The sequence below is a fragment of the Brevundimonas sp. genome (assembly GCF_023259385.1).
In the GTDB taxonomy this organism is placed as follows: domain Bacteria; phylum Pseudomonadota; class Alphaproteobacteria; order Caulobacterales; family Caulobacteraceae; genus Brevundimonas.
Genome location: NZ_JAHFPF010000313.1, coordinates 1 through 3,607 on the forward strand (window position 1 = coordinate 1; position 3,607 = coordinate 3,607).

3 protein-coding genes and 1 pseudogene are annotated in these 3,607 nt (G+C 71.4%); 3 read left to right on the forward strand and 1 reads right to left on the reverse strand.

Annotated features, from left to right (window positions below):
• The 3 genes from Q0C81_RS17405 to Q0C81_RS17415 form a co-directional block, all read left to right on the forward strand.
• Positions 1-1,151 (forward strand): HAMP domain-containing sensor histidine kinase (locus tag Q0C81_RS17405; protein WP_291840966.1); only part of this gene is annotated, 1,151 nt, incomplete at its 5' end.
• A 62-nt stretch (positions 1,152-1,213) separates the two neighbouring features.
• Complete coding sequence (locus Q0C81_RS17410; protein ID WP_291840968.1) at positions 1,214-2,737, forward strand: tyrosinase family protein; 1,524 nt, start codon at positions 1,214-1,216, stop codon at positions 2,735-2,737.
• Positions 2,738-2,779: 42 nt separating this feature from the next.
• Positions 2,780-3,175 carry a hypothetical protein gene (locus Q0C81_RS17415; protein ID WP_291840970.1) on the forward strand — a complete coding sequence of 132 codons (396 nt, stop codon included), beginning with the start codon at positions 2,780-2,782 and terminating at the stop codon, positions 3,173-3,175.
• Positions 3,176-3,188: 13 nt separating this feature from the next.
• On the opposite strand, the pseudogene Q0C81_RS17420 reads toward Q0C81_RS17415, so the two are convergent.
• Positions 3,189-3,607, reverse strand: a pseudogene (locus tag Q0C81_RS17420) (hypothetical protein); the annotation flags it as partial.

A 3,607-nucleotide genomic window follows, 5' to 3' on the forward strand; every position in this document is an offset into this window, starting at 1 on the left:
CCGCGGCCGAGGCCGAGGTGCGCCGGGTCGAGGCCCTGATGGCGGCCCAGCCCGGCCTGACCCTGATCCTGGAGCCCTCGGGCCGGGTGGTCGCCGCCTACGGCGCGCCGCCGCCCTCCCTGCCGGTCGACCCGCTGTTCGAGCAGGGGCTGGTGGCCGCGATCCACGCCCCCGACCGTCCCCGCCTGCTGGCCGCGCTGGCCCGGGCGGCGGCGGGACTGGAAGGCTCCGCCACCCTGGCCCCGCGCATGGCGCTGGACCGCCGCATCCAGCTGGTCATCCGCCGGCTGGACGATCCCTCGACGGGCCCGCGCGTGATCGCCCAGGTGTTCGACGCCACGGCCCAGTACGCCCGCGAACTGGGGCTGGAGGTGGCGCGCAACGAGGCCGAGGCGCGCGAGCAGGGCAAGACCCGCTTCCTGGCCAATATGAGCCATGAACTGCGCACGCCGCTGAACGCCGTGCTGGGCTTCTCGGACATCATGCGCCAGCGGCTGTTCGGGCCGATCCCCGACCGCTACGCCGAATACGCCGACAACATCCACCAGGCCGGCGGCCATCTGCTGGACCTGATCAACGACCTGCTGGACGTCTCCAAGATCGAGGCCGAGCGCTACACCCTGACGGTGGAGAAGTTCGACGCCCGCGAGGTGGTGTCGGACGCGATGGCCCTGGTCCGGGTCAACGCCGAGGACAAGGGCGTCAGCCTGTCGGGCGTCCTGCCCGCCGACGCGGTCGAGGTCTCGGCCGACCGCCGCGCCCTGAAGCAGATCGCGCTGAACCTGCTGTCCAATGCGGTGAAGTTCACGCCCGAGGGCGGCGCCGCCACCGTCACGGTCGAGGCGGTCGGCCCCTATCTGGAGATCATCGTCGCCGACACCGGCGTCGGCATCGCCCCGGAAGACGTCAAACGCCTGGGCCGCCCGTTCGAACAGGCCGGCGCGCCGGAGCAACGACGCCAGGGCACCGGCCTGGGCCTATCGCTGGTTCGCGCCTTCACCGAACTGCACGGCGGCCGGATGAGCATCGAGAGCACCCTGGGCGAAGGCACGGCGGTGACGGTGCGGATGCCGGTGGCGCTGGTGGCGCGAGCCCCCGCGCCGGAGGGCGGGGCGGAGATCATCCCGCTGCCGGTGGCGAACGGGGGTTAAAAAGGCGAGTGACGTAACGGTGTTATTATTTTAGGTTGTGCCTGGGAAAACTGGGGGCAACCATGAATATCCAACGCAGAACTCTTCTGGCCGCGGGGGCGGCGGCGCCGCTGCTGGCGCTGGCCGGACCGGGCCTGACGCGCCAGCCGGCGATCGGAATCCGACCGAAAGTCTCGGGAAGCGCACGGCCCGCGGCGCTCGAGGACTACAAGCGCGCCATCGCGGCCATGCTGGCCCTGCCGCTCAGCGACCCTCGCAACTGGTATCGGCAGGCGCTGATCCACATCATGGACTGTCCCCACCAGAACTGGTGGTTCCTGCCGTGGCACAGGGGATATCTGGCCCGGTTCGAGCAGATCTGCGCGGAGCTGTGCGGCAATCCCCAATTCCGCCTGCCGTACTGGGACTATACCGAGAGCGCGACCGTTCCGGACGCCTTCTTCGACGCCGGGCTGGACCCGTTGGGCGCGCCGTTCCGGACCGATCAGGCCGCGCTGATGGCGGAGCTTCTGGCCGGTCTCACGCCGTGGTGGAACGCCGCCAGCGCCGAGACCAAGGCTGAACTGGCCAAGCGCTCCCTGAACCGGCCTGAGGACGTGGTGGCGCGCGCCACCCGGGCCTGGCGCGGCCAGGGACGGACGCCCACGCGCGCCGCTCCCGCGCTCGACCGGAGCACGGCCCGGATGGTCAGCACAGAGACCGTGTCCGCCGCCATCCGGACCCCCACCTTCACCAGCTTCGCCAGCGCGGCGGCGGGCGATCACCATCAGATGGTGCGCTCCGGCCTGCTGGAAAGCGCTCCTCACGACAACATCCACATCGGCACGGGCGGCTTCATGGGGGCCTTCATGTCGCCGGTCGATCCGTTGTTCTGGCTCCACCACGCCAATCTCGATCGCCTGTGGGACATCTGGCAGCGCCGCCAGGCCAACGGCGGGACCGATCCCCTTCCGACGGGATCGGAGCGGACGCGGTTCGAAGCCGAACCCTTCCTGACCTTCTGCGACGGCAAGGGCCAGCCCGCGCCGGCTCAGGCGGGCGGCTGCCTTTCGACCGCCGCCCTGGGCTATGCCTACGAGGCCGGGAGCCTGGAAGGGCTGGCGTCAACGCCTTCGCCCCTGCGCAATTTCAATTCCCGGCTGCTCGCTTCCTCGGTCGGCCGAGAAGTGCAGCTGCGCCGGGGACTGGAGAGCGCGCTGGTTCTGGCCGTGCCGAGGGCCAGCTTCGCGCCCGCGCTGAGCCCGACCGAGACCGGCGAACTGGTCACCGAGATCCAGCTGACCCCGCCCGCCAACGCCGCCGACGCCCGCATCCGGGTCTATGTGAACTGCCCGTATCTGAGCCAGTACACGCCGGTGGACGACCCCCACTATGTCGGCACCCTGTCCTTCTTCGGCGCCCAGCACCATGAAGAGCACTCGATGTCCCAGACCTTCACGCTGGCGCTGGGACCGGCGTTGACCGCGCTCGGCGAGGACGGACGGCTGCCGGTATCGGCCATCCGGGTGCAACTGATCCCCGACAGCGAAGCCGACGCCGGCGTGCTGGGCGGCGTTCTCGAGGAAGTTTCGATCGCCGTTCGGTGACATGTTCTGGACGTGTTGCGGGCGCAGGCTGAGGGAATGGTCATGAAGCTCTCGCTTCCCGTCGCCGCCGCCGCCGCGATCCTGGTCGGCGGTTCCGCGTGCGCGGGCGTCCAGACACGAGCGCCCGCGCGCGTCGTGGCCGTCACGGCCGCGCCCGCGCCCGCGCTCGCCCCCGACGCACCGGAAACCCTTGAACTGACGATCCGCGTGCCGCCGGGCGCCCAGATCGAGGTCTCGACCCCCGCCGGCCAGGTGATCGGCTATCTGGCCCGCTACATCGAGGATTCGCAGGCCGCCGCGCCCGTGACCTACACCCTCGCCCTCCCGCCCGGCGTCGACGGGGGCAGCCTTCGGTCCGTGCGCGTGCAGCCGTCGGAAGGCGTAAGGGCGACCGACCTTCAGGTCGGGACGGCCATCGTTCACACTCGCCCCGACTAGGCCGCCAGAACCCCTAGAGGCTGCCCATCGCCAGGAAGGCGCGGCCCGCGGCGAAGTCGCCGGCCTCGAACGGCACGGTGGCCACGCTGCCGTCGCGGAAGTGGAATTCGATGGCGAAGGCCTCGCGCGGGTCCAGCCGGTCCAGGGCGTCGGCGGCGAAGGGCGCGAACCGCCAGGCCTCGCCCGCGCGCTTGCCCGCCGGCAGCAGCATCGGATCGGCGGCGGAAACCTCTGACGCCCACAGGCTGGCCCGGGCCGAGGCCGGGATCAGGTTGTTTCCGGCCAGCCACGGCCGCGGCGCCTTGGCCGGGTCGCGGAAGACCAGCCGGGCGGCGGTGGGGCGCGGACGGCCGTACCAGCTGACCACGGCGGTCAGGGCGGCCTCGTCGCCCTTGCCCGCATAGCCGAAGGTGACCGGCGAGGCGCCGACCA